Below are 20888 nucleotides of genomic sequence, written 5' to 3'. Positions count from 1 at the left end.
AGCGGCCTCGCTGTCACTCCGGAGTTCTCATGGCCTGAAACCTTGCTCTGAGCATGCCGATGATTCCGTCAAAATCTCACAGTGACCCATCCCATCGACCGACTGCCGATCCGGTCGCCGAGCGGATGCTCCCGATGCTTGTCGTTCAGTGCATTGAAGATCGAGAAGGCGACTTCCGCGTCGCGCATGTACCCGGCGGCGGCCTTCTGTTGCCAGAATCGATATCCGACGCGGAGATTGAGCAGGTTGTAACTGTCGACGCGATCCCCCGGCGCGATGACGCCGGTCGTCGGAATACTCGCCAATGTCGTGAAGGTTTGTGCAATGGGATACGTGGTTGCGCCGACATAGTAGTAACTGATTTCCCCGCTCAGGCCGTTGTCCCATTCGGTTCTCAGACCCGCGCTGACTTTCGATCGCGGGGCACCCCGTTTGACCGTCCCGCTGAACGACTGGCCGATTTCCTCATAGGCATAGTTGGCAAATCCGCTGAGCCAGCGGCTGGCGAGAAATTCAATTCCGGCCTCGCCGCCATAGATGTCCGCAGAGCCCTGGTCGTTGACGAATTCGGAAGCGCCGCCGGAGGTGATTCGGCTGCCGATCAGATCGGAGACATGGTTGAAAAATAGGTCCGCCCGCACCCTCAAGCGATGTTTCCAATACCAGCCCTGATAGCCGGCCTCATACGAAATGATCTGTTCAGGGGCGAGCCGGGTCGAGCCGCTGATCGGAACCGTCGACGAGATTGAGGGCGGAAACGGCACACCAGTCGGAATGGTCGTGGTCACGCGTTGGTTCTGATGGGATTCGAAGAGGGTCGGGGGCCGGTAGGCAGCCGATCCGGAGAGGTGAAAGGTGTGGCCCTCAACGGGCTGGTAGAGGATGGCCACACGCGGGCTCCAAGTCCCGGTGATTTGTGTGTGGAGATCGTAGCGCAGCCCGGCGACGATCGTCAGCGAAGATGCGGCGCGCCATTCATCCTGGATGAAGAGCCCCAGGCGGTCTTCACGACTGAACCGGTCGATCGTCGTGCTCGACAATGAGTTGTGGCGATACGTGGCGCCATAGAGCAGCCGGTGAGTCGCCCACAGATTGGTTGCATGTTGCACATCGACGTTATAGGTATTCCCGGAGAAGGGATTGGTCGATTGTCCGTTGCGGTCGGTAATGCTCAGGAGATCGACCAATTGAGAGTTGGGAGTAATCGTTGCGTTGTCCGTGTATCCTGACCACCAGGCTCGAATGAGAAAGGCGCCCTGCTCATAGAGGACATTGGCGTAAGCGAGCGATGGCCGGATCGAATTGCTGGTGACTTCCCCGACCTGCCCGTCGTACCGATTGGTGTCGACCAGCCCGCCTGATACCTGCAGTTTGGAAGTCGACGACAAGGCGTACTCGGTTTGTACATTGAACTTATTCGACCGAAACCCCAGAGCATCACGATCCCGCCACTGTTGTGTCTGATCGCGACCGATGGAGAGGCGGTAACCGAACTTCCCGATGGTCCCGGCATGGACCGCGGCGCTGCTGATCGTGCCGAGTTCACCTCCTCCGAATTGCAGGGTCGTGCCTTTCATCTCTTCAGGCGATTTGGTGATGATGTTGATGACCCCGTCGAAAGCATTGAACCCATACATGGCCGAGGCGGGACCCTTGAGGACTTCGATGCGTCTAATTTCAGGTAGGGTGACCGGAATGGATTTCCAGAAGACGGTCCCCTGGACATCGCCGTAGATGGATCGTCCATCCACCATGACGAGCATCTTGTTTGCGAAGGGCTGGTTTCCTCCCCTGGCACTCACATTGAAGTCGCCGCCTGTCATCTGCATGATTTCCAGGCCCGGAACGCGGCGAAGGACAGTCGGCAAATCAATAGCGCCGGATTGCCGGATATCTTCGTCCGTGATCACATACACGTTCGACGGAGCCTGGGAAATCGGCTGTTCATAACGAGATGCAATACTCACGGTTTCTTCTTCTTTCAAGAGTTCCAGTTCATTGCTGACGGCGGAAGTCATGGACTCGTCGATGACCGGCGGCGGTTCGGCAGCCGCAACGCTGCTGAGGCACAGGAGCAACAGCACTGCCGACAACGGATACCAGGCTGTGTTCAATTCAAAAGACGTCACGTTCAATTTAAAACCTCAAGGTGACCCAACCCATCACGCGGCTCCCGAGCGTATCGCCCAGCGGATGTTCCTTGTGTTTGTCGTTGAGCGCGTTGTAGACGGCCACGGCCAATTCAGCCTTGTCATGCCAGAATCGGTATCCGCCACGCAGGTTCAACAGGGTGTAACTATCGACTGTCGGACTGGTGGGGCTAGGAAGCACCGGTGCGAGCGCGGTAAAAAATTCGATCAAGGGGTAAGTGGCGCTTGCAACGTAATGGACTGCGATTTCTCCGTTGAGGCCGTTGTCCCAGTCGCCGCGGAGGCCCACGTTCGCTTTCCAGTCCGGGCCGCCGCGCCGTGAGACGCCGGTGAAGGTTTGTCCGATCTTCTGGTAGGACACATTCGCAAAGCCGCTGAGCCAGCGAGTGGCGAGGAACTCCAAGCCTGCTTCGGTTCCGTAGATATCCGCCTCGCCGCCGTTGACGAGCGTGCGCGCGGTGCCGACGGTTTGGAAGTTGATCAAGTCGGAGAGGTGATTGAAGAAGAGGTCGAGCCTGGTCCGGAGCCGGTGTTTCATCCACCAGCCCTGGTATCCCGCTTCGTAGGAAATGATCTGCTCAGGATTGAGTGTCTGTGAGCCAAACAGCGGGATGGGTGCGAACAGCGGTGGAACGGTCGGCAAGATGCGAAGATCAAGATTCGATTCGAATAGGGTCGGGGGGCGGTAGGCGACAGATCCGCTGACGCGAAATGTATGCTCCGGCGTTAGGTTGTAGACGAGGGCGACACGCGGACTCCAGGTGCCGTTGATTCTTGTGTGCAGGTCGTAGCGGACTCCGGCCACGAGGGTGAGAGATGGACGTATCTTCCACTCGTCCTGGAGATGGACCCCGAGACGATCTTCTCGCCCTAATTCTGAGACGGCACTGCCGTCGACTGTGTTGTAACGATAATTGACGCCATAACTCAGCCGGTTGGCCGAGACGAATTCGAGGCTGTGTTGTGCCTCTATGTTATAGGTGTTCGTGGTGAAAGACACATTGGACCCGTCCGTCGCGTTCGCCTGTCGGACAAATTGCGAGAGAAGCGGATGTGTGGCGGAGTCGACGGGGATGTCATTGCCCTGCCACCAGCCGCGCACGGAGAAATTGCGGTACTGGTAATGCACGTCCGTATATCCTTGATTGAATTGGGAACGAGGAATCTGGACGTTTGAAACGGGGCCGTCGAAGCGATTGGTATCGATGAACCCTCCGGCAACGCGCAAGGTGGCGTCACCGGAGAAGTTGTACTGCGTCTGCACGTTGAACTTGTTCGACCGGAAGGCGAGTGCGTCATGGTTGCGCCATTGTTGATTCTGGTCATGGCCGATGGAGAGACGGTAGTCAAGTTTGCCCGCTGATCCAGCCTGGACAGCGGAACTGGAGATGGTGCCGAGTTCCCCGCCGCCGAACTGCAACGTCGTGCCCTTCATGTCCTGAGCGGACTTCGTGATGATGTTGATCACCCCGTCGAAGGCATTGAAGCCGTAAACAACAGAGGCGGGTCCTTTCAGTACCTCGATGCGTTTAATCTCCGGAAGGGTGACCGGAAGAGATTTCCAGAACACGAGGCCCTGGCCGTCGATGTAGATCGAGCGACCGTCCACCATCACGAGAATTTTGTTGGCGAAGAGTTGATTGTCGCCTCGTGCGCTGACATTGAAGTCCGCACCGGTGACCTGCATGACATCCAGCCCGGGTACGCGGCGGAGAATAGTGGGAATGTCGGTCGCGCCCGAGTGCCGAATGTCCTCGTCGGTGATGACGTAGACGTTGGAGGGTGCTTGCGAGATGGGTTGCTCATGGCGAGTGGCGATGCTGACGGTTTCTTCCTCTTTGAGCAATTCGAGCTCTTCGCTGACCGGTGCCGCTGCTGTTGGAGTCGTCGCGGGAGGCGATGCGTCCTGAGCATGAGCGCCGATGGCACAGCAGCAGATCAAGAGCCCACCACATAGTGGAGGGGCAGAGTGTCGTAACCGATTCCTGGTCGGTCCTGCCGCCACAGGGTGTCGCTTAGCCGGCGGAGAGGGAGATAGGGGGGAGGAGACGGTGCCGGGGGGGTGCATCAGAGGGCGCATGGCATACCGTGGATCCCGGCCCGGCGGTGTCGGGCATGGTTGGACAGAAGACAAGCACGAGGACCATATGATTAGAAGTACTCTCACGCAAAATGCATGCTTATGGGATTCTCGGTATGCGGAAAGCAGACGCGTGAATTATCGGGGGATTCACGCGATTTCGGCCGTCTACGCAAGGAGCGAGGTCGAGAGAGGAGCTCTCGGATCGAAGCACGTATCTAGTTGGATACAGTCTGTATGTCTTCAGATACAGGCGCCCGATTGGTTTTATTTGCGCGCGGACGACCTGGTTTCAAATCTTGAAGACGTGGCGAAAAAGGTCGGCCATTCTGCGATTCCAGATTATGGAGGAGATCTTCGATCGCGGATGAAATGAGGCCGGCCATAGTGGTGCCCGATGTCCAATAAGCGGCATCGCGCATGCGTTCCAGGAGCTCGGTCGGCAGGCTGACGGTCATACGTTGGCGTTTCTGGGATCGCAGATAGATAAATCGATTCATGGTGCCACTCCTTTGCACGCGAACACTGATGTTGAGCGCTTGGCCCGGCGCCTGCGTCATATCGATGCGCGAGTCCGTTGCGCAGGGATATGGTCAGTGTCATGAAGTTCACCGCTGCGGCGGATGTGTTTCAGGCTGCTGCGGGGCGGCGTCTTTCCATACGGCAACAATCAAGAGAGCCAACATGCCACTGACTCCGATCAGGAGACCACTGATGACGAGTTCCATGTCAGGCTCCTTTCTGTACTGAATAGATATTTCCGGTTACCTCAAGAATGCAACAATCCCTATACACCCCTGGAAGTAGCAACAGCCGTGCCGTACGTGCCTGAGAAAAAAGTGTTCGCCGATTCTCCCAAACCTTTTGAGAAATTCTGCATTGGGAGAGCGATCTGACAAGAACCGTTGTCTTTACGCGGGGGCGCCTCGCGAACAGCGCCTGTATCGGATCTCATTCACCGCGTATCAGATTGGATAACGGGGCTGAAGCAATGCAGGAAGAGGATCTTATGTAGGCAGGTTCACTCCGGACTGTTTCAAGAGGTGATGAAGCATTCGCTCCAACGACTGTTTGTCCCCCTCATATGTTATGAGGTCGAGAAGACAGGCGATGGCGTCGTACCAGAGGCCGGATTCGGAATAACGATAGATCGCGTCACGATCGCAAGAGGTCCAGGTGCATGGCATGCCCAGCGAGCAGGCTTCACTATAGGGGATCCGTTCGATGGTTCCGCCTGCGACAATGTCCCGTGAAGGTTCATCAGGATCCACGACCAACGTGACGAACCATCGGTAGGATTCCTGGTCCTTGAATTCAATTCCATATTCCCGAAGCCCGGTACAGTGGATGCCTGCATGAAGGGGTGAGGGGCGACTCGCGGGCGAGATAGAGAGATGTGATTAAAAAGTAGCTGGAAAGGACGGTTCAGGATCTGGCCTGGAGAGAGGTTGCCGCGTCTCCTGTGATGGCGAAGACGCGGCAGATGGCGTGGAGAAGGCGGTCTGATCAGCGCTGGATGGGCACGACAGGAGGCCTTGTCATGCGGTTGCTCTTGGTTGACAACCGGCGACAGGAAACCGGCTCTCTGCCACGCCGAAAAGGCACGAGCACGATTCGATCCACCTGTTCCCTCGGCTGCATTGACCCATGGCAGTGGAAGAAGCAACCGTCATGCCGTCGATGCCTGAAGATGAGGCCATCGCGGCGCATCGACGAACGGTTGTCCCGAGGCCGAAGAGCCTCTGCCGTAGGCGTGGGGCATGTTGTGCCTGAAGGGAAGAAACGGGGCAGGACATAACGATCGGAGCCGGCAGAAACGTGTTGGACTCAGTAATTGAACCGCAACGACAGCGAGCCGACATGAACCATGCTGTCGTATCGGCCATTGACGGTTGGGTTTTGGTTGCCTGCGATGGTGCGTACTTCATACAGACCCGCTTGATACGCGAGATCGATGGCGAACAATTTCGGCTTCAGCGGGCCGATTCCCAGTTCGCCGCAACGCACCAGCCCGAGGAACGAACCGTTTTCATGGCAGGCCAACCCGATCCCGACGGAGGGAATGTGGGTATTGGCTGAGGGGACTCCAGGATTAAAGGTGCGATCGGGTATTTGTGCCTGCTGGTTCATGTAGCCGGCCCGAAGGGCAATGTCCCAATCCGGCATCGAGGCCAGGCGCAGCCATCGGTATTCGGTGCCGATCATGACGGTATAGGTGCTCTGCCAATTTTGCGGAAACGGCAACAGGGCGCCGTTCGTCAAATGGACATCGAGGTTCCTGTTGGATTTCCATCCCGTGTAGTCCACATCGAATTCCAGTTTCCATTCGCGCTCGGACGTACGAACCGGCCAGATGCCGATGCCGCCGGAGAAGACTTGCGGCAGGACGAAGGTGGCTGTGGCGCCGGCGACTGATGCGCCGTTGGCGAGAAAGTTGCCCGTGAGATGAAAGGTGGCTTGACTGCGATAGACCATGCCGATGTTGACGAGTGGTTTCCCGTCGCTGTTGCGGAAGGGGGTGTACAGGAGGCTGACGTTAAATCCTGCCGTGGTGTCGCTTCCGTTGATCTCCATCAGGGAGCCGGCCGGGATGCCCAGCCCGCCGGGCCAGATGGATTTCTGTTCGAGATGGCCTTCTCCGAAGAGCCCGGAAAAGGTGTAAATATCCGCGCCCAATCCGAACGAGAGTTGGTCGTTCAGTTTGTAGGCGATGGTGGGTTTGATATCGAGTAACGGCAAGGTGGTGAAGGTGATGGCCGTGCGAAACGGCCCATCGTTCGGATATCTGGTCAATGAACCGAACGGATTGTTCATCCCGATACCGGCGGTGAAGTTCCCGAGTGCCGACAGGCCGAGGTCCTTGAGATTCGCGACCAGGTACACGTGGCCGGGAGGGGGCCAGGCCACGCTTCCGTTGCGATCGCCTGTCACTTGTGCGCCGGTGGGACTCGTGAACTGGGTGGTGCCCCCGATCAGCGTGGTTCCGAACAGGGTTTGGAATCCATGCAATTGTGTCATGCCGGCGGGGTTGTAATGAAGCGCGGAAGGGTCATCGGCCTGAGCGACGAAGGCGTTCCCCATGGCGGCGGCGGCAGCGGACTGGCCCTGGAGCCGTGGGGTTTGAGCGTTGGCGGAAGCGGCAGCGAAGACGAATCCGGCGGCCGAACACAACAGGCAGAGAAGCAGGGCGCGGCGGAATCGCTGAGCGAGAGGCATGGGGTTACCGTCCTATCGGAGACTCGGATTGACCGGAGCCGATGACGAACCAACGATCGACGATTTGCCGCAGCCTGGTTCCATCGAAGGGCTTCAGGAGGTAATCTTGAGCGCCGGATTCCACTGCCGCCATGGCGCGATCCAGCGCCTCCACGGCCGTCATCATGACCACCGGCAACGTGGGGTGAGTGGGACGCAACTGTCGCAGGACTTCAAACCCGTCCAATTCCGGCAGGGCGATATCAAGCAACACTCCATCGACCGTCGTCTCCGCCAGCATCCGTAATGCGGCGCGACCGTCCGCCGCGGTGCAGACATGAACGCCTTCCGCCTCCAGGCGATCCCGCAGCAGGTCACAAATGTCAGGATCGTCGTCGACGACCAACACCGTGCGGCGAACGGCGGGCAACTGGCCGGCGGGAGATGGTTCGCGCGAATGCAGGGGAAGGGTGAAGGTAAACTCCGTTCCCTGATCCACCTCGCTACGAACCGTGATGCTGCCGCCGTGTAGATCGACTAAGTCTTTGACGATCGCCAACCCGAGTCCCAATCCCTTGGTTTGGCTTCGCTCTTCTTGCTGCACGCGGAAGAACGGATCAAAGAGTTTGGGAAGCGCATCCGGGGGGATGCCTTGGCCGTTATCACGGATGACGATACGAGCCATGTCGTGCGTATCGACCGAAAGCTCCACCGAGACCTGTCCTCCGTCAGGAGTGTACTTGATAGCATTATCCAATAAATTCGTCAAAATCTGACTGAGCCGGTCCTGATCCGCCCACACCAGCAGTTCTGGATCCGGACTGTGAAGTTCGATATTGAGGTGCTTGGTGATGGCGAGCGGCAGGAGTTGTTCGATGACGTCGCTCACGATCGTCGGAAGGCACACCTGTTCGAAAGAGAGCACGAGTTTACCGGCCTCGACACGCGAGAGGTCCAGGAGGTCGGTGATCATGCGGGCGAGTCTGGTGCCGTTGGCTTTGATGCGGGTGAGGTACTGCTCCTGCTTCATGTTGAGGGAGCCGACGAGTCCCTCGAGCATATTGTCCGCGAAGCCGACGATGCTGGTGAGGGGCGTTCGAAGCTCGTGGGACACGTGGGCAAGAAATTTCGATTTGAGCCGATCCATCTGCTTGAGTTGCGCGTTGGCGGCTTCCAACTCCGCCGTACGCTCGCGTACGCGGGCCTCCAGGCCGGCATTCAACGATTCGATTTCTCGATACGCCTGGGCATTGTCCAGCGCGATGGCGACCTGGCTGGCGAGGGTGACCAGGACATCGAGATCGTCCTGGGTCAGGGCCTGATTGTGTGTGCGGTCGACCGAGAGAGAGCCGATGACGGCATCTTGTGTCTTGAGTGGAACGGTAATGAACGATTTTACATTCACCATCGCGATCAACTTTTGATCGAACGGGTGCAGCCGGTCCCAGATTTCGTGAATGTTGTTCGTCAGGACGGGTTCGCCACGCAGGAACACGGTCCCTTCCACACTGTTGGGGTCGGTGACGGGCACTTCCTGCGTACGCAGAAAATCCGCGACCTCCAGCGGCATGCCGCGCACTCGAAAGTCGTGCGACACGTTCCTCGTGCGATCGAACTGCGTGATCATGGCGCGATCGTAGTGCAATTCACGGACGATCGTCTCCAAAACATTGGTCAGCAACTCTTCCCGATCGAAGGTCGAACTGAACAACAGTCCTGCGCGATGAAGTGTCGTCAGGTCATTGATTTTTCGTCGTAAGGTGACGGCGGTACTCTGTTGTTCGAGGTAGGCCTCGCGCAATTCCTCATGCCGCGCATCGACGACCTGCTCCTGATCCTTGATCAACCGTTGCAGCGGTTTGGCGGCTTGTCGCATGTGATTGGTGATCATCCACCACAACAGCGACGCTGGAATAGCCGCGAGCCCCAGCGCTTCCACCGTCGGCACGTCAGGCTGGCGAAGATGCAGGTAGGTGAAGGTGCCTCCTGCGACGAGCATCCACATGGCGAGCGGCACGGAACTACGGACTTGCGGCGTCCATGTGAATTCCCATTCGCAATAGGGATCGCCGTTGGCGGTGCAGGAGAGGTCCCTGACCGTGGCGGCCGGTGTGCCGTGCATTTGCGTCTGCACCCGCGCGATACTGCTCTTGCAGGAGAGGCAGATTACATCCACGCACCGCTTCCGGTAGGGACCGAATTGCACAAGGGCCCGATCGGTGAAGGTCATGCGGAGGACCGCCGAACGTCTGGTCACCCGGCCGACCTCGAACTCCAACACACCCCGGACGTACTTGCTGCCGAAATAGGGCCACATTTTGTAGAGCTGTGGGGTCGAAAACGGACGACAGAGGATTTGAATCAAGGGGGGGACTTTCCTGTTCGTTCCCACGTTGACGTGAAATTGAGGATCCCCGGACAATTGTTCGCAGAACTCTCTGAGGTAACAGACGAATTCGTAGGAGTAACTATTCCAGATATTGCGAAGCGAGTCGGGGGTGACATGGTAGGTGCGGTCCGGAAGGCGGGCGTTGAGCAATCGGCACAGTTCATCCAGCGCCTGAGTGGCGGCGGCTTTCCCGTCGGTGCGACTCAGATAGTCGCACATGTAGTCCACATTCGATTGAACGATGACCCCGCTGATGTCGCAGATCTTTTCGCCTTGGTCGTTGAGGCCGAAGGGGCGAAACTCCATGAACGGTCGTTCGAGAATGGAGTGTTCTTTGGAGAGAAGGTCGGTCATACGGAAGCCGCCCGATTCGGTCGATGCCGCGTGACAGAGGAGTGCCCCGGCGGCCAGATCATAACGTACCTGTGCTCGGGAGGCGAGGCCCTCCGTGCAGCGTTGCGTCTGTCGGTGCGCGCCTGGTCACCCGGCTGTGATCCGTTATTCAAGATCCCGGCAGGCCGGGGCATCATGTAAGACCAAACGGTCGAGGTCACAGGTCTTCAAGTATTCGACGATGGCCCAACGATCAGCGACCGGTATCGCACATCCTAATACACCGGCGCCCGCCACCACAGACCCACAATCAGATCCTTTGAACTCATGCCCTTCCATGCTGTTTCCCGGAAGGTGAGTTTTAAATTCAAATCCTACCAATGGATCGCGGAAGGTCGGAGAATCGTTGCATTCCGAGACGACGAACCCGACCTTCACCGGATCGAACTCCATGTTCGGACTGAGATAGAAGCAGGCCGGCCGTTCCTTAACCGGAGAGAGCAATGTGTAGAGGTTGGGAACGGACCCATTGTGAAGGAATGGAGCGGTTGCCCAAACGGCAAGATGCGGGCGCGCGATGTATTGGGCCTTGTCACGCCATGTGTTGGTGAGATGCTGGTACTCAGGGTCGCTCCCCGCGCCGTTGAGGGTCATCAATTCCGTGGTGACCAACTGGGAGGCGTCTTTTGCCGATAATCGGCCCAACCCAAGACGTTCTAGGTCGACGGTACGTCGGGAGAAATTCTCCAGATACAGGCTGTCCGTGCCGACCTCTTTCTGGGGGATCATCGTGACGTGCAGGCTTGGGCCGTTTGGGTTCGGCGAATCGAGCTTCGTGGCGACATGGCAATGGGCGCAGAGATTCGGAAGGCCCTTCAGCTTGTTGCCGTGATAGAGATCTTTCCCTCTTGCAGCCAACTCTCGATTGATCGGAGGGAAGCTCTTCGGCCACCTTGGTGGGTGCAGCCGTTTCGCAAGCCCCTCCAATGTTTTCAATGAGGCCACATCAATAGACGACCGAAAGATCTCCTTCTTTTCTGAAGGAGGCTGAGGGGAGGTTCTTGCCCAAGAGAAGAGTGCGGCGTTCACCCCAATGACTTGGGCGATATTTCTGGCGAGCGGATGTTGAATGGAGCCGGCCCACTGCACCCAATCATATTCCCATACTCCCCAGAGCGGCGGAATACTCACCGGTGCATTGGCAGGCCTGAGGTTGTCCGGATTGAGCGGCGAGAAGACCGTATTGCCGCCACGACCGAGCGCATCGAACCGTCCCGGGCCCCACAGTGCGGGTGAGGCATCTCTTCCCCCTCTAGCGACGAGATCCTTCATGACCTGTGAGAATTGGCCGGCTAAGGTAGCGATATTCTCTTGAGTCACCGCCTGTCCACGGCGTTGCAGTACACGAGCTGCAAAGGCCTGGAATTTGTCGGGGGCTTTCAACTCTCCAAGACTCTCCAGGAGTACTTGTAGGAACCGCTGGTTGTATTGGAGGGACGGACCCCCTTCGATACGAATCGGGTTGCCTTGGTAGGTGAACTGAGTCGTGTGGCAGAACGCACAGGTCAACCCGACAGTCGGCTCCGGGACGTTCGGCCCCTCGGTCTTCGTGAATCCGATTGGAAGTCTGTCGGGATGGGTCTGGTCGGGGATGATGCCGGTTCGGGCGAAGCTGTTCTTGAGTGGCTCGTCCTCCAGGACGACAAACCAATCATAAGGGAGCAGCTGGGTGCCGGCGGACGTATGGTACCACTGTTGCCGGTCCTGCTCCGTCCATCCTTGGGTGTCGGATGAACTGACTGTGTGGGGAGGGGGCAGATCAATCGCCTGGCAATGTACGGTCGAGAGTGCAAACAGCAGCCCGGCAAGTACCACGATACGTTGGGAGTAGAAAGGCATGGTCCATCTCCTCATGGTGGGCGAGATTATCTGAACGGGTAGTGCATGATTGATCCAGGGGTTGGTCAACCTGACGCGCATGCATCATTCATTCACTGATTGCGACGGCACTGATGGAGGCAAGCGCCGCACTCACTCAGGTGCTGAGAAGCAACTCATATGCCATAAGCGCGGGAAGGGTACCTGGATCGGTACACGAAAGCCATTTATTTTTTGAGTGCGATGCGTGGCGGGTGGCAGGTTTGAAGCCCGTCTCGTCCGGTATGGAAAGGGAAGAGCGGGTCAAGCGCATGGGGTATCTGAAGAGATACAGCGCAGTTGATGAAAACGATATGCGGAAGAAGCGAACTTGCTACTGGTGGAGATGTTTCATGGCAGCGGCGCAGAGGATGATGAAGAAGCCCATCCAGAGCGCGGCGCGTTGAAACGGAATCGATTCGTAGTTTTCGCCTTCCTCTTCCTCGTCCTGATCCGACTTGAAAATGACGGTGTAGAGAAACAGCGTGAGCAGGCACAAGACCAGAATCAGCTTGATGCAGAAAATCCAGAGGTACTTGGGATGGTTCTGCATGCCCTGGCCGGTCTGCGAGACGAAGATCTGATTGACGTAGTGGAGGTTGATGCCGCCCGTGAACAGCAGGACGACCAACAGGATCCCCGCCACCCGCTTGTAATGCTTGTAAAAGGCGTCGGTGATCGGGCGGACATATTCCTTGGGTAGGGCGGCTTCTCGAAGCCCCGGCTTGACGGCCATCACGATGAACGCGAGGCCGCCGATCCAGATCACAGCTGAGAGGAGATGGAGCCAGTGATTGACGATCGGAATCAGTTGATTCAGATCGAGGAAGATACTTTGTACGGAATCCATTTATAGATCGGTCAGGGGCGACCAGCGAATGTAGCTGGGGCTACCGTAGGTCCTGCGTGGCGCCCGGTCCCTAGTCCTTCCCTCGCATATCGAAATTGAAGACCGGCGCGTCGTTTCCAAAGCGCTTTTTCCGCAGCTCTTCCATCAACTCAACGGTAATCATCGCGATTCCGGTTTCTCTCGCATGGCGCTCCACGCCCTTCTTGACCATGGCCCGCAGGAAATAGGGGATTCGGCTGAGTCGAAGCGCCGAGGCCTCATCCCATGCAATATCGGTCTCTTCCGGAGTGTTGAAAGCGACCTTGATCTTGTCTCCGCCCTTGGGGGTGTACAGGCACCATTGGTCTTCATCGAGCCAGTCGCCGTGATCTACGTAGGGTCGAGCCCGACAGCCGCCGCAGATGTCCGTGTACTCGCAATCGCCGCATTTGCCCTTGAGTTGGGGGTAGCGGAAGGAATTGAACACATCCGAGCGTTCCCACAAATCGACAAAACTCGTCTCGCGAACATTTCCGGCCGATAGCGGCATGTAGGGACAGGGGGTCAGTTCCCCGTTCGGAGTGACTCGCGCGTAATTCGTCCCTGCCAGACAGCCTCCGCCCATATATCCGGTGGCTTTGGTCAGAGGGGAATTGGGATCTTTTTCGTAGGCCAGTCGCTTGAAATGCGGAGCGCAGCGGGCGCGTACCAGCATATCTTTGTACTGGTCCTGGCAATCCACAAGATAGCCAAGAACCTCTTCGTACTGTTGGGGTGTGATATCCGTCAGTTCTTCGCCGCGTCCAGTGCAGACCATGAAGAACACGTTCAGGACCCGTGCGCCGAGGGTGTGGGCCCATTCCACGACTGCAGGCAATTCCTGATAGTTCATGGGCTGCGCACTGAAGTGAACCTGGAACTGCAGACCATTGCGTTTGCAGGCCTCGATGCCGGCCAATGCGCTGGCAAAGGCACCGGGGACACCACGGAACTGATCGTGCTTGTCCGGATCAAGCGAGTCGATGCTGATGCCGACGCCCATGACACCGATCTCGACCAGCGTTTTTGCCATGCGATCGTTGATCAACATGCCATTGGTGCCGAACACGACGATGAAGCCGAGCCCCACGGCATGTCGGGCGATGTCCAGGATGTCGGGACGCACCAGCGGTTCTCCGCCGGTGATCACCAGCAGGCATCCTTTGTTCACCTCGGCGATTTGATCGATGAGACGGAAGCACTCTTCCGTACTGAGCTCATCCGACCCGCCGCCGGCTTTGGTCGTAGCATCGAGATAACAGTGATCACACTTGAGGTTGCAGCGCTTGGTGAGGTTCAGCGCGACCAGATAGGGTTTAAAGTCATCGACCGTGCGACCGTCGTTCGGCGCAGCCGAGGGGGAAGTCGGGGAGATGAACTTCGAGATTTGTTGCTGGAGAGACTCCAGCTTATCTCCGAGGAACGGGAAATTGAGAACCGGCAGTGACTTTCCCATCACCGGTTCGCCCCGGTTTTGCTGGAGGAGCCGGTCAGGTTGGCGATCATATCTTTCAGATTGCCGGTCTTCATGGCATCGGCCATGTAGCCCTTCGCCTGCTCGATTCCCTCAGTTGCCACTTCCAGGGTGATGACCGTCGTGCCGATTTTATCGGCATGTTTTTCGATCAGGGCCTTGGTGCATTCCCGCATAAACCCTTCCGGTGCGCGGTCCAAACGACCCTGAGCATCCGGCGTCCAGGTATAGGGCGACACGGTTTCCTGAGGAACCGGAGCCGGTTCTTCGCCATGGCCGTTCTTGGCATGAGCGTCGGCTCCGTTGGTTTCGGCTGCCTCAGGGGACTGTTGAGGAGTGGTTCCCGTACCCTTGTTTGCAAAGATGGGCGTATAGTCTTCCGCTGCCGCCTCTTGAATCATCGGACCGGCATATTCCAGCGTAATTGTGGTCATGCCGAGCTTGCGGGCACTCTTTTCGATTTTGGCTTTGGCCCGGCGACGTTGGAACCCGGCCGGGACGGCGCGAATCGCTTCCTTCGCATCCTTGGTCCACTGCATCGGGACATCGTCGTAGGCGAGATCGGTCTCAAGCCCACCCTCGGCCTTGGCGGCCGCTTCGAAGATCGTCTTGTCGACTTGTTTAAAGCGATCCCCTTCGGCGCTGCACACCGGGCATTTCACCGGCGTGTCGCCCTTTCCGATATATCCGCACCCGTCGCAGACAAAGTAGTTCTGGCTCATGCGATCCAGATAGGCCTGGGTACCGGGGCTGTTGACCGGCTTTTCCTCGACCACTTGGGTCATCATGCCGCTCAAGGTGGAACCCATCAGGTCCTGTGCGACTGAATCGTCGGCCTGCATCTTGTCGCGATCGATTCCGGCGGCATCCAGATTCCCGCCCAACGCCCGCATCGCATCCATCGCTCCCTTGGGGAGAATATGTCCGACGGCAGAGTCGACGACCGTATTGCTGATAATCGTGTGGCCCTTCTCAATAGCGTACCGGTGAATGGCGGTCTTAGCCACTCCGCGGGCAAACACGGGAATCCGTTCCATCCGGCGCAGGGCTTCTTCGGTCCAGGCAATGGTGTATTCCGCCTGCGTATCGATCGGTGGCACATACTTCCGATTCGACACCAAAATGTTACAGGACGCGGAACGCAGCAGGTTTTCCGTGTTGCTGCCGATGTCCATATCCTCGTCGCTGTGGACGCCGATGCGGCCCACGATGAGCAGCCAAGGATTTTCTTTTCGCACGTATTGAATGATCTTCTCGAAGGCTTTCCCGTCCAGGAGGGTCGTTTTTACATCGGTCTGCTCGGCTTGGGCGATCTCGCGGGAGATATCCAGGTGCGACTGGTAGATTTTTGCCAGACCGCTGTCGATGACTTCTTCGTGCAGCTTCTCCTGCTCCTTGAAGCGGAAGACCTTGCCCGCCTCTTCGTTGAGCACCCCGGAAATGCTGTGGAACGCCGCGTAATGGAAGTAGGGATCGAAGGCGGAGATAGCTTCGACCGGCACATTAAACGCTTTGCCTAACGCCAAACCGGTCATGAGTCCGCCGAAGGAGTAGGGACTGCCGTCCACGGCCACAACGATCTTGCCGGTGCCTACCGGAGTCGGCTGCTTGATGATCAACATGTCGGAGTTTCGTACGCGTCGCAGGACCCGCTCGGTGTTGCTGCCGATCACGCTGTCTTTGACCGCTCCGACTCCCAAGGCTCCCATGATGACGAGATCATAGGCATTGGTATTGATGTCCTCCGCCAGCACTTTCCAGTTGCGACCTTCTAAGGAACGGCGTTCGACAGGCAGGTTCGCCTCGTTGCACTTTTTATCAACGTAGTCGAGGTAGGAATCCGTGATGATCTGGAGCCCGCGGGTAATCAGCGAATCGTGGATCTGGCGCTGGCGGTCGAGTTCCTTCTCGTCGTGATATTCCTCGGGAAGGCCGGCCTCCATCTGCTTAAAACGCTTATCGTGCATCTTGGCGGCATAGACGTGGCTGCCCACAATCTTTGAACCGTAGGTTTTCGCCAATTCGACTCCAACGTCGACGGCTGTATTGGAATGGTCGGAATTATCGACCGGGATATAAATGGTCTTGTACATCGAGACGCCTCCTAGGCAAACACTCTACAGGGGGATGAGATCAGAGAACCGCCAAGAATTCAAACGGTTGAATGGAACTTTACCCCAAAAGAAGCGGCATGATAGCACCGTGTTCTCGGGGAATGCAAGCAAACCAAGGGGCGTGCAGGGGCCTGTGAATAACGGCTAACTCATTGGACTCACAGCCGTCTTTTCGGTGGTGGCGGCTGTCGGCTGAGCCGGGCGACGCGAGCGGAGTATCTCCTCCAGGGTCAACAGCGCGTCCCGTCCGGAGTTGTTTTGAATGCCGCGAATGAGATTCGCATCGGCATAGTGGGCCGTGTCAGGCTTCGGACCGGAGGGGGTCGTTAGAGAGGCGGTTTGGGAGAGGGATCCGGTCCAGGCTCGGGGATCGCGGCTTCCTTCTTTTCGTTCCCATGCGGCGAGGCAGGCTTTCGCGATGAGTTTGTTCAACGGTGCCGGATTATAGAGGAGTTTGCGAATACTCGTCGGCGTCAGCATGAGCGGGTTGTATCCGGCCGAGAGGTAGCCTTCTTCTAGCAGCCGGTGTTCCAGGTCTGTATTGGGCTGGATACCAAGGAAGAACATCAAGGGGAAGACCCGTTCCTCTCCCAGGATCGACGCGACCTTCTTGTAGGACTCGACGCTCTGGAGCAGGCTTTCTTCCGTCTCCTTCGGGGAGTTCAGTGAATAATTGAGGATGACCTTGCCCTTGAAGCCGGCTTCTGCCAGATAGCGGCACCCGTCGTAGAGGCGTTCGAGTTTGAAGCCCATGTGCAGGTTATTCAACACCTCTTGCGACCCGGATGTGATGGCGACTTCCAGATCTCCGACGCCCGATCGCACCATTAACTTGGCCAGCTCCGGCGTGATCAACGAGGTGCGGATGTAACCGGACCACTCGATCTCAAGTTTTTCACTCACAATCCGTTCGAGGATCTCGGTGCACTGCGGATAGGCTTCCTTCCCGGTAATGAACTGGGCATCGGTAAACCAGAAACGCCGGGCACCCCATTGATGATAGTGCTGAGAGATATCCTTGACGACCATTTCCGGCGGCCGGTACCGCACGCGTTTGCCTTCAATATAAGGATACAGACAGAAGGCGCAGTCGTACGGGCAGCCACGTTTCGTCTGCACGCCGATTGATTCATCCATATAGGCGGCGTGCTGAGGGAAAATGGAGGTGAGATAGGGCAGATCGACGGTCAAGGCATCGAGCAGCGCCGGCGAGCCCTGGTTGCCCTTGCGCGTCTGTTTCCCCTCGCGAATGATATAGCGTTCGTTTTCCAGCGATTCGCCGTTGACCACCTTCAGGATCGCATCTTCCCCTTCGCCTAAAATGCCGATGGTTCCTTCCGGCAGTTTTTCGATCAACTGATCCGCAAAGGCCGTGAAGGCTCCGCCGCCGATCATGATCTGCGTTTTAGGGAATTCCTTCCGGACCAGCCAGGGGTACGACAGGTTGGCGCGAATGTGGCTGTAGTAGCGATAGAGCTGCTTCAGCCCGGCGAACGACGCCGCCACCCGCTTGATGGGGTTCCCGGCGAAATAGAAATTGAAGGCATGCTCCAGCGAGGCATCGCCTTCATGGGGAGAGAAAATCTGAATATCCCGCCATGAAAAACACACAAGGTCCGGCTTGAACTCAAGCGCGGCATCGCGAATCGCCTGGCTGCGCTGTGACTCTGAAAACAACGAGAGGTCGAGAATGCGTTGCCGCACTTCCGGTTTCCGGCGATGGATGAAGTCGGCCAGATAGGTGACCCCGATCGGGTACACCTTCTTGCAGGGGAGGAAAATGTAGAGAATGGATTCCATGGTCGGAGCTGATGGCTAATAGCGTATGACTGACAGGTGAGAAAGGAATTGTTCCCTGCTCCTGGTGCTATTCGCCATAGGCCATACGCTCTTTGTTACTTGGTTGCGATGTGGATGGCGACAATGCCCCCGGTGAGGTTCCGGTACTCCACCTGGCGAAATCCGGCTTCGCGTAACAGGGTGGCCAACCGCTCCTGATCGGGAAAGGTGCGGATCGACGCCGGGAGGTATTCGTAGACCCCAGTCCGGTCTCGTGCGACCTTGGTGCCGATCCAGGGAAGTAGACGAAACGAATACCAATCGTAGAGGCCGCGCAGCCAGCCATAGGCCGGTCGTGAAAACTCCAGGCAGACGAATCGACCGCCTGGCCGCAGCACCCGACGGATTTCCGTGAACGCCTGCGTCAGGTTGCCCACGTTGCGCATGCAGAAACCGGTGGTCACGGCATGGAAGGTCTCGTCGGGGAAGCCCAGCTGCTCGGCATTGGCCTGCAGGCAGGTAATCCGGTCGCGGAGCCCGCGCCCGGTGACTTTTCTCAGTCCTTCCGCCAACATCGCATGGTTCAAATCGGAGGCGATGACGTGGCCCTGCTCGCCCATTTTGGGTTCAATCAAGAGGGCGAGATCCGCCGTGCCGGCGCCGATGTCGAGTGCGCGTCCGTTCGTTACGGTGGGCACATACGAAGCCGTGAGGCGTTTCCAATGGTGATGAAGGCCGAAACTCAGCAGGGTGTTGTTGAGATCGTAGACGCCCGCGATCGCGGTGAACATCCGTTGGACGGCCTGTTCGCGCGCCTGCCCGGACCAGGTTGAGACGGCCTTTGCCGCCCCTTCCGGCTGATCATGTATGGAAGATCGTTCCGTCCGCACCATGGGAGGGTGGTAGCACCCGCTTTTGCCTGTTGTCAAGGTAGCGGTGCCGGTGGGACGGATGTGATGGAAATGATCGGTGGGCGATCGGCGATCAGGCCGCCGCGCGTGTGTCGGTCTTGGCGGCGCTGTCCTTCCACTGACCCACTTCCAGGCTGTCCAGCCAGTCCAGCAGTTTGCCGACCATCTCGCCTTCGAAGATCGAGCCGTGCTGCGGGCAGATCATACGGGGCTTGATGGCGCGGACTCGTTGTGTCCATCCGCGCAGGGCGACGGTGGACGGCATCCAGCGCAGGTGAAACCCACGCATGTATTGGATGTGCTGTTCGAAATCGGTGACGACCAGACTGGCATGGTGATCCGGGACCAGGGCGCCGCCGATGTCCCCCGAGAACAGAATCCCTGCCGTCGGATCGTACAGGGAGAAATTGCCGGAGGAATGACAGTAGTGGGCCGGAACGGCTTCAACCTCAGGGCCTTCGTCGCCGATCCTGATGCGCATCCCCTGGTCCGGAATGGGGTTCAACGTAATCACCGCGCCGGTACTGAAATGGCTGACGAAGCCGGTCCACAGCCAGGAACAGTAGGTTTTAATCGTCGGGTTGAGGTCGAGCCACATGGCCAGCGACGAGCAGATATCCGGATCCTGGTGGCTGGCAAAGATCACCTTGATATCCTGCATGCGTACATACTTCGCGAGCTCCGCCAGGACCTGCGGGAAGATCTGAATGCCGCCCGGGTCCAGCAGCATGGCATGGCCGCGATTGATGATGACGTACTCATTCGTATCGATGACGTGGCTGTCCTTTTCGGGGTCCCGGCCGATGACGATCCACTGGTGGCCGTCCTGGTTGTACAAGACTTTACTTTGCATACGTGTGCCCTTTCAGCAGCAGTTCTAAGAGTTCCTGCCCGTGCTCGATGGCTTCTTTCATGGCGCGGGTTTTCGCATCCAGATCGTCCACGACATGGGTAATTTCCGTTGCCAGGTTCTTGAAGTTGGCTTCAGCCTCGGCCAATCCGGCCGCTTCCGAGGCGATGCAGAAGGCCATGTAGCGCGCGGTGAGGCCGATCGTTTTCAGCCCGACCAGCGCCTGCTGGGTTTCCCCCAGACAGCGCAGCGCCTCTTTCAGCCGTTCATGCAGTTCGGCGAGATTGGTCTGGCACAGATGGACGATATAGGCGCGATTGTCACGTTCGAGTGCCCCGGTGTCCGAAAACGCCGGATGGTGCATCAATTGGGTCACATCGGCGGCGGTGGTGAAGCGGAGGTGAGACAACGTCTCCAGATGTTTCGAGGCTGAGGTCGGTTCCGCATGCGCCATCGCCGAGAGGAGGCTCGCAATCAATTGGTGGTAGCGCCAGACAATATTCGAACTGCTGGCGGTGACTTTGGCCAGCCCCGCACAGAGATGCTCCAGAGCTTCCACTTCCGGTCGGATTTCTTTGGGGGTGTTGTTCAGGATTTCGACCAGTGCCAGCATGGGCCGGCCTTTTCCACCAGGAATTTTGGCCGCTTGGACCACGCCGTTATTCGCAAGAATTTGCATAGACAGCGACAGCTGCTGGAGAGAGCGGCCGACGTTGAGGATATCGACCGTAATCCCGAATAGTTGATTGATATTCCGTTTAAAGAGGCTCAGCACGTCATGCATAGCGGCCATCGAAATCGTGAGTGGTTGTGGGGCGGGGTGAAGGC

The 20888-nt window shown here is 57.8% G+C and carries 14 protein-coding genes; all 14 read right to left on the bottom strand.

The window, feature by feature from the left end; all coding sequences use genetic code 11:
* Positions 1 to 68: 68 nt before the first annotated feature.
* Positions 69 to 2129, bottom strand: coding sequence for a TonB-dependent receptor plug domain-containing protein (locus NSND_RS11160; protein WP_235000229.1), 2061 nt, complete (start codon positions 2127 to 2129; stop codon positions 69 to 71).
* 7 nt (positions 2130 to 2136) lie between these two features.
* Positions 2137 to 4092, bottom strand: coding sequence for a TonB-dependent receptor plug domain-containing protein (locus NSND_RS11155; RefSeq protein WP_080879081.1), 1956 nt, complete (start codon positions 4090 to 4092; stop codon positions 2137 to 2139).
* Between the two features lie 356 nt (positions 4093 to 4448).
* Positions 4449 to 4730 (bottom strand): hypothetical protein, encoded by a 282-nt coding sequence (locus NSND_RS11150; RefSeq protein WP_080879080.1) that lies wholly within the window; start codon positions 4728 to 4730, stop codon positions 4449 to 4451.
* Between the two features lie 507 nt (positions 4731 to 5237).
* A complete protein-coding gene (locus NSND_RS22135) occupies positions 5238 to 5579 on the bottom strand; it encodes a DUF928 domain-containing protein (protein WP_369974246.1) in 342 nt (113 codons plus the stop codon).
* 478 nt (positions 5580 to 6057) lie between these two features.
* Positions 6058 to 7446, bottom strand: coding sequence for an OmpP1/FadL family transporter (locus NSND_RS11140; protein ID WP_080879078.1), 1389 nt, complete (start codon positions 7444 to 7446; stop codon positions 6058 to 6060).
* Positions 7447 to 7450: 4 nt separating this feature from the next.
* Positions 7451 to 10168 (bottom strand): ATP-binding protein, encoded by a 2718-nt coding sequence (locus NSND_RS11135; RefSeq protein WP_080879077.1) that lies wholly within the window; start codon positions 10166 to 10168, stop codon positions 7451 to 7453.
* A gap of 144 nt (positions 10169 to 10312) precedes the next feature.
* Positions 10313 to 12046, bottom strand: a complete 1734-nt coding sequence (locus NSND_RS11130; protein WP_080879076.1) for a di-heme-cytochrome C peroxidase — start codon at positions 12044 to 12046, stop codon at positions 10313 to 10315.
* 352 nt (positions 12047 to 12398) lie between these two features.
* A complete protein-coding gene (locus NSND_RS11125; RefSeq protein WP_080879075.1) occupies positions 12399 to 12914 on the bottom strand; it encodes a DUF4149 domain-containing protein in 516 nt (171 codons plus the stop codon).
* 70 nt (positions 12915 to 12984) lie between these two features.
* On the bottom strand, positions 12985 to 14388 hold the full coding sequence (locus NSND_RS11120; RefSeq protein WP_080879074.1) for a radical SAM/SPASM domain-containing protein: 1404 nt from the start codon (positions 14386 to 14388) through the stop codon (positions 12985 to 12987).
* The gene (locus NSND_RS11115; protein ID WP_080879073.1) at positions 14388 to 16499 is read right to left on the bottom strand and encodes a universal stress protein; all 2112 of its coding nucleotides are present in this window, start codon (positions 16497 to 16499) and stop codon (positions 14388 to 14390) included. The genes NSND_RS11120 and NSND_RS11115 overlap by 1 nt, the downstream gene beginning before the upstream one ends.
* 165 nt (positions 16500 to 16664) lie before the next feature.
* On the bottom strand, positions 16665 to 18320 hold the full coding sequence (locus NSND_RS11110) for a B12-binding domain-containing radical SAM protein (RefSeq protein WP_080879072.1): 1656 nt from the start codon (positions 18318 to 18320) through the stop codon (positions 16665 to 16667).
* A gap of 95 nt (positions 18321 to 18415) precedes the next feature.
* The gene (locus NSND_RS11105) at positions 18416 to 19192 is read right to left on the bottom strand and encodes a methyl-plastoquinone biosynthesis methyltransferase MpqE (protein WP_080879071.1); all 777 of its coding nucleotides are present in this window, start codon (positions 19190 to 19192) and stop codon (positions 18416 to 18418) included.
* Positions 19193 to 19283: 91 nt separating this feature from the next.
* A complete protein-coding gene (locus tag NSND_RS11100; protein WP_080879070.1) occupies positions 19284 to 20063 on the bottom strand; it encodes an oxygen-binding di-iron domain-containing protein in 780 nt (259 codons plus the stop codon).
* Positions 20053 to 20853 carry a hypothetical protein gene (locus tag NSND_RS11095; protein ID WP_143833518.1) on the bottom strand — a complete coding sequence of 267 codons (801 nt, stop codon included), beginning with the start codon at positions 20851 to 20853 and terminating at the stop codon, positions 20053 to 20055. The genes NSND_RS11100 and NSND_RS11095 overlap by 11 nt, the downstream gene beginning before the upstream one ends.
* Between the last annotated feature and the right edge of the window lie 35 nt (positions 20854 to 20888).

The organism is Nitrospira sp. ND1, from assembly GCF_900170025.1.
GTDB lineage: Bacteria > Nitrospirota > Nitrospiria > Nitrospirales > Nitrospiraceae > Nitrospira_A.
This window is presented reverse-complemented; position numbering and strand designations above follow the sequence as displayed.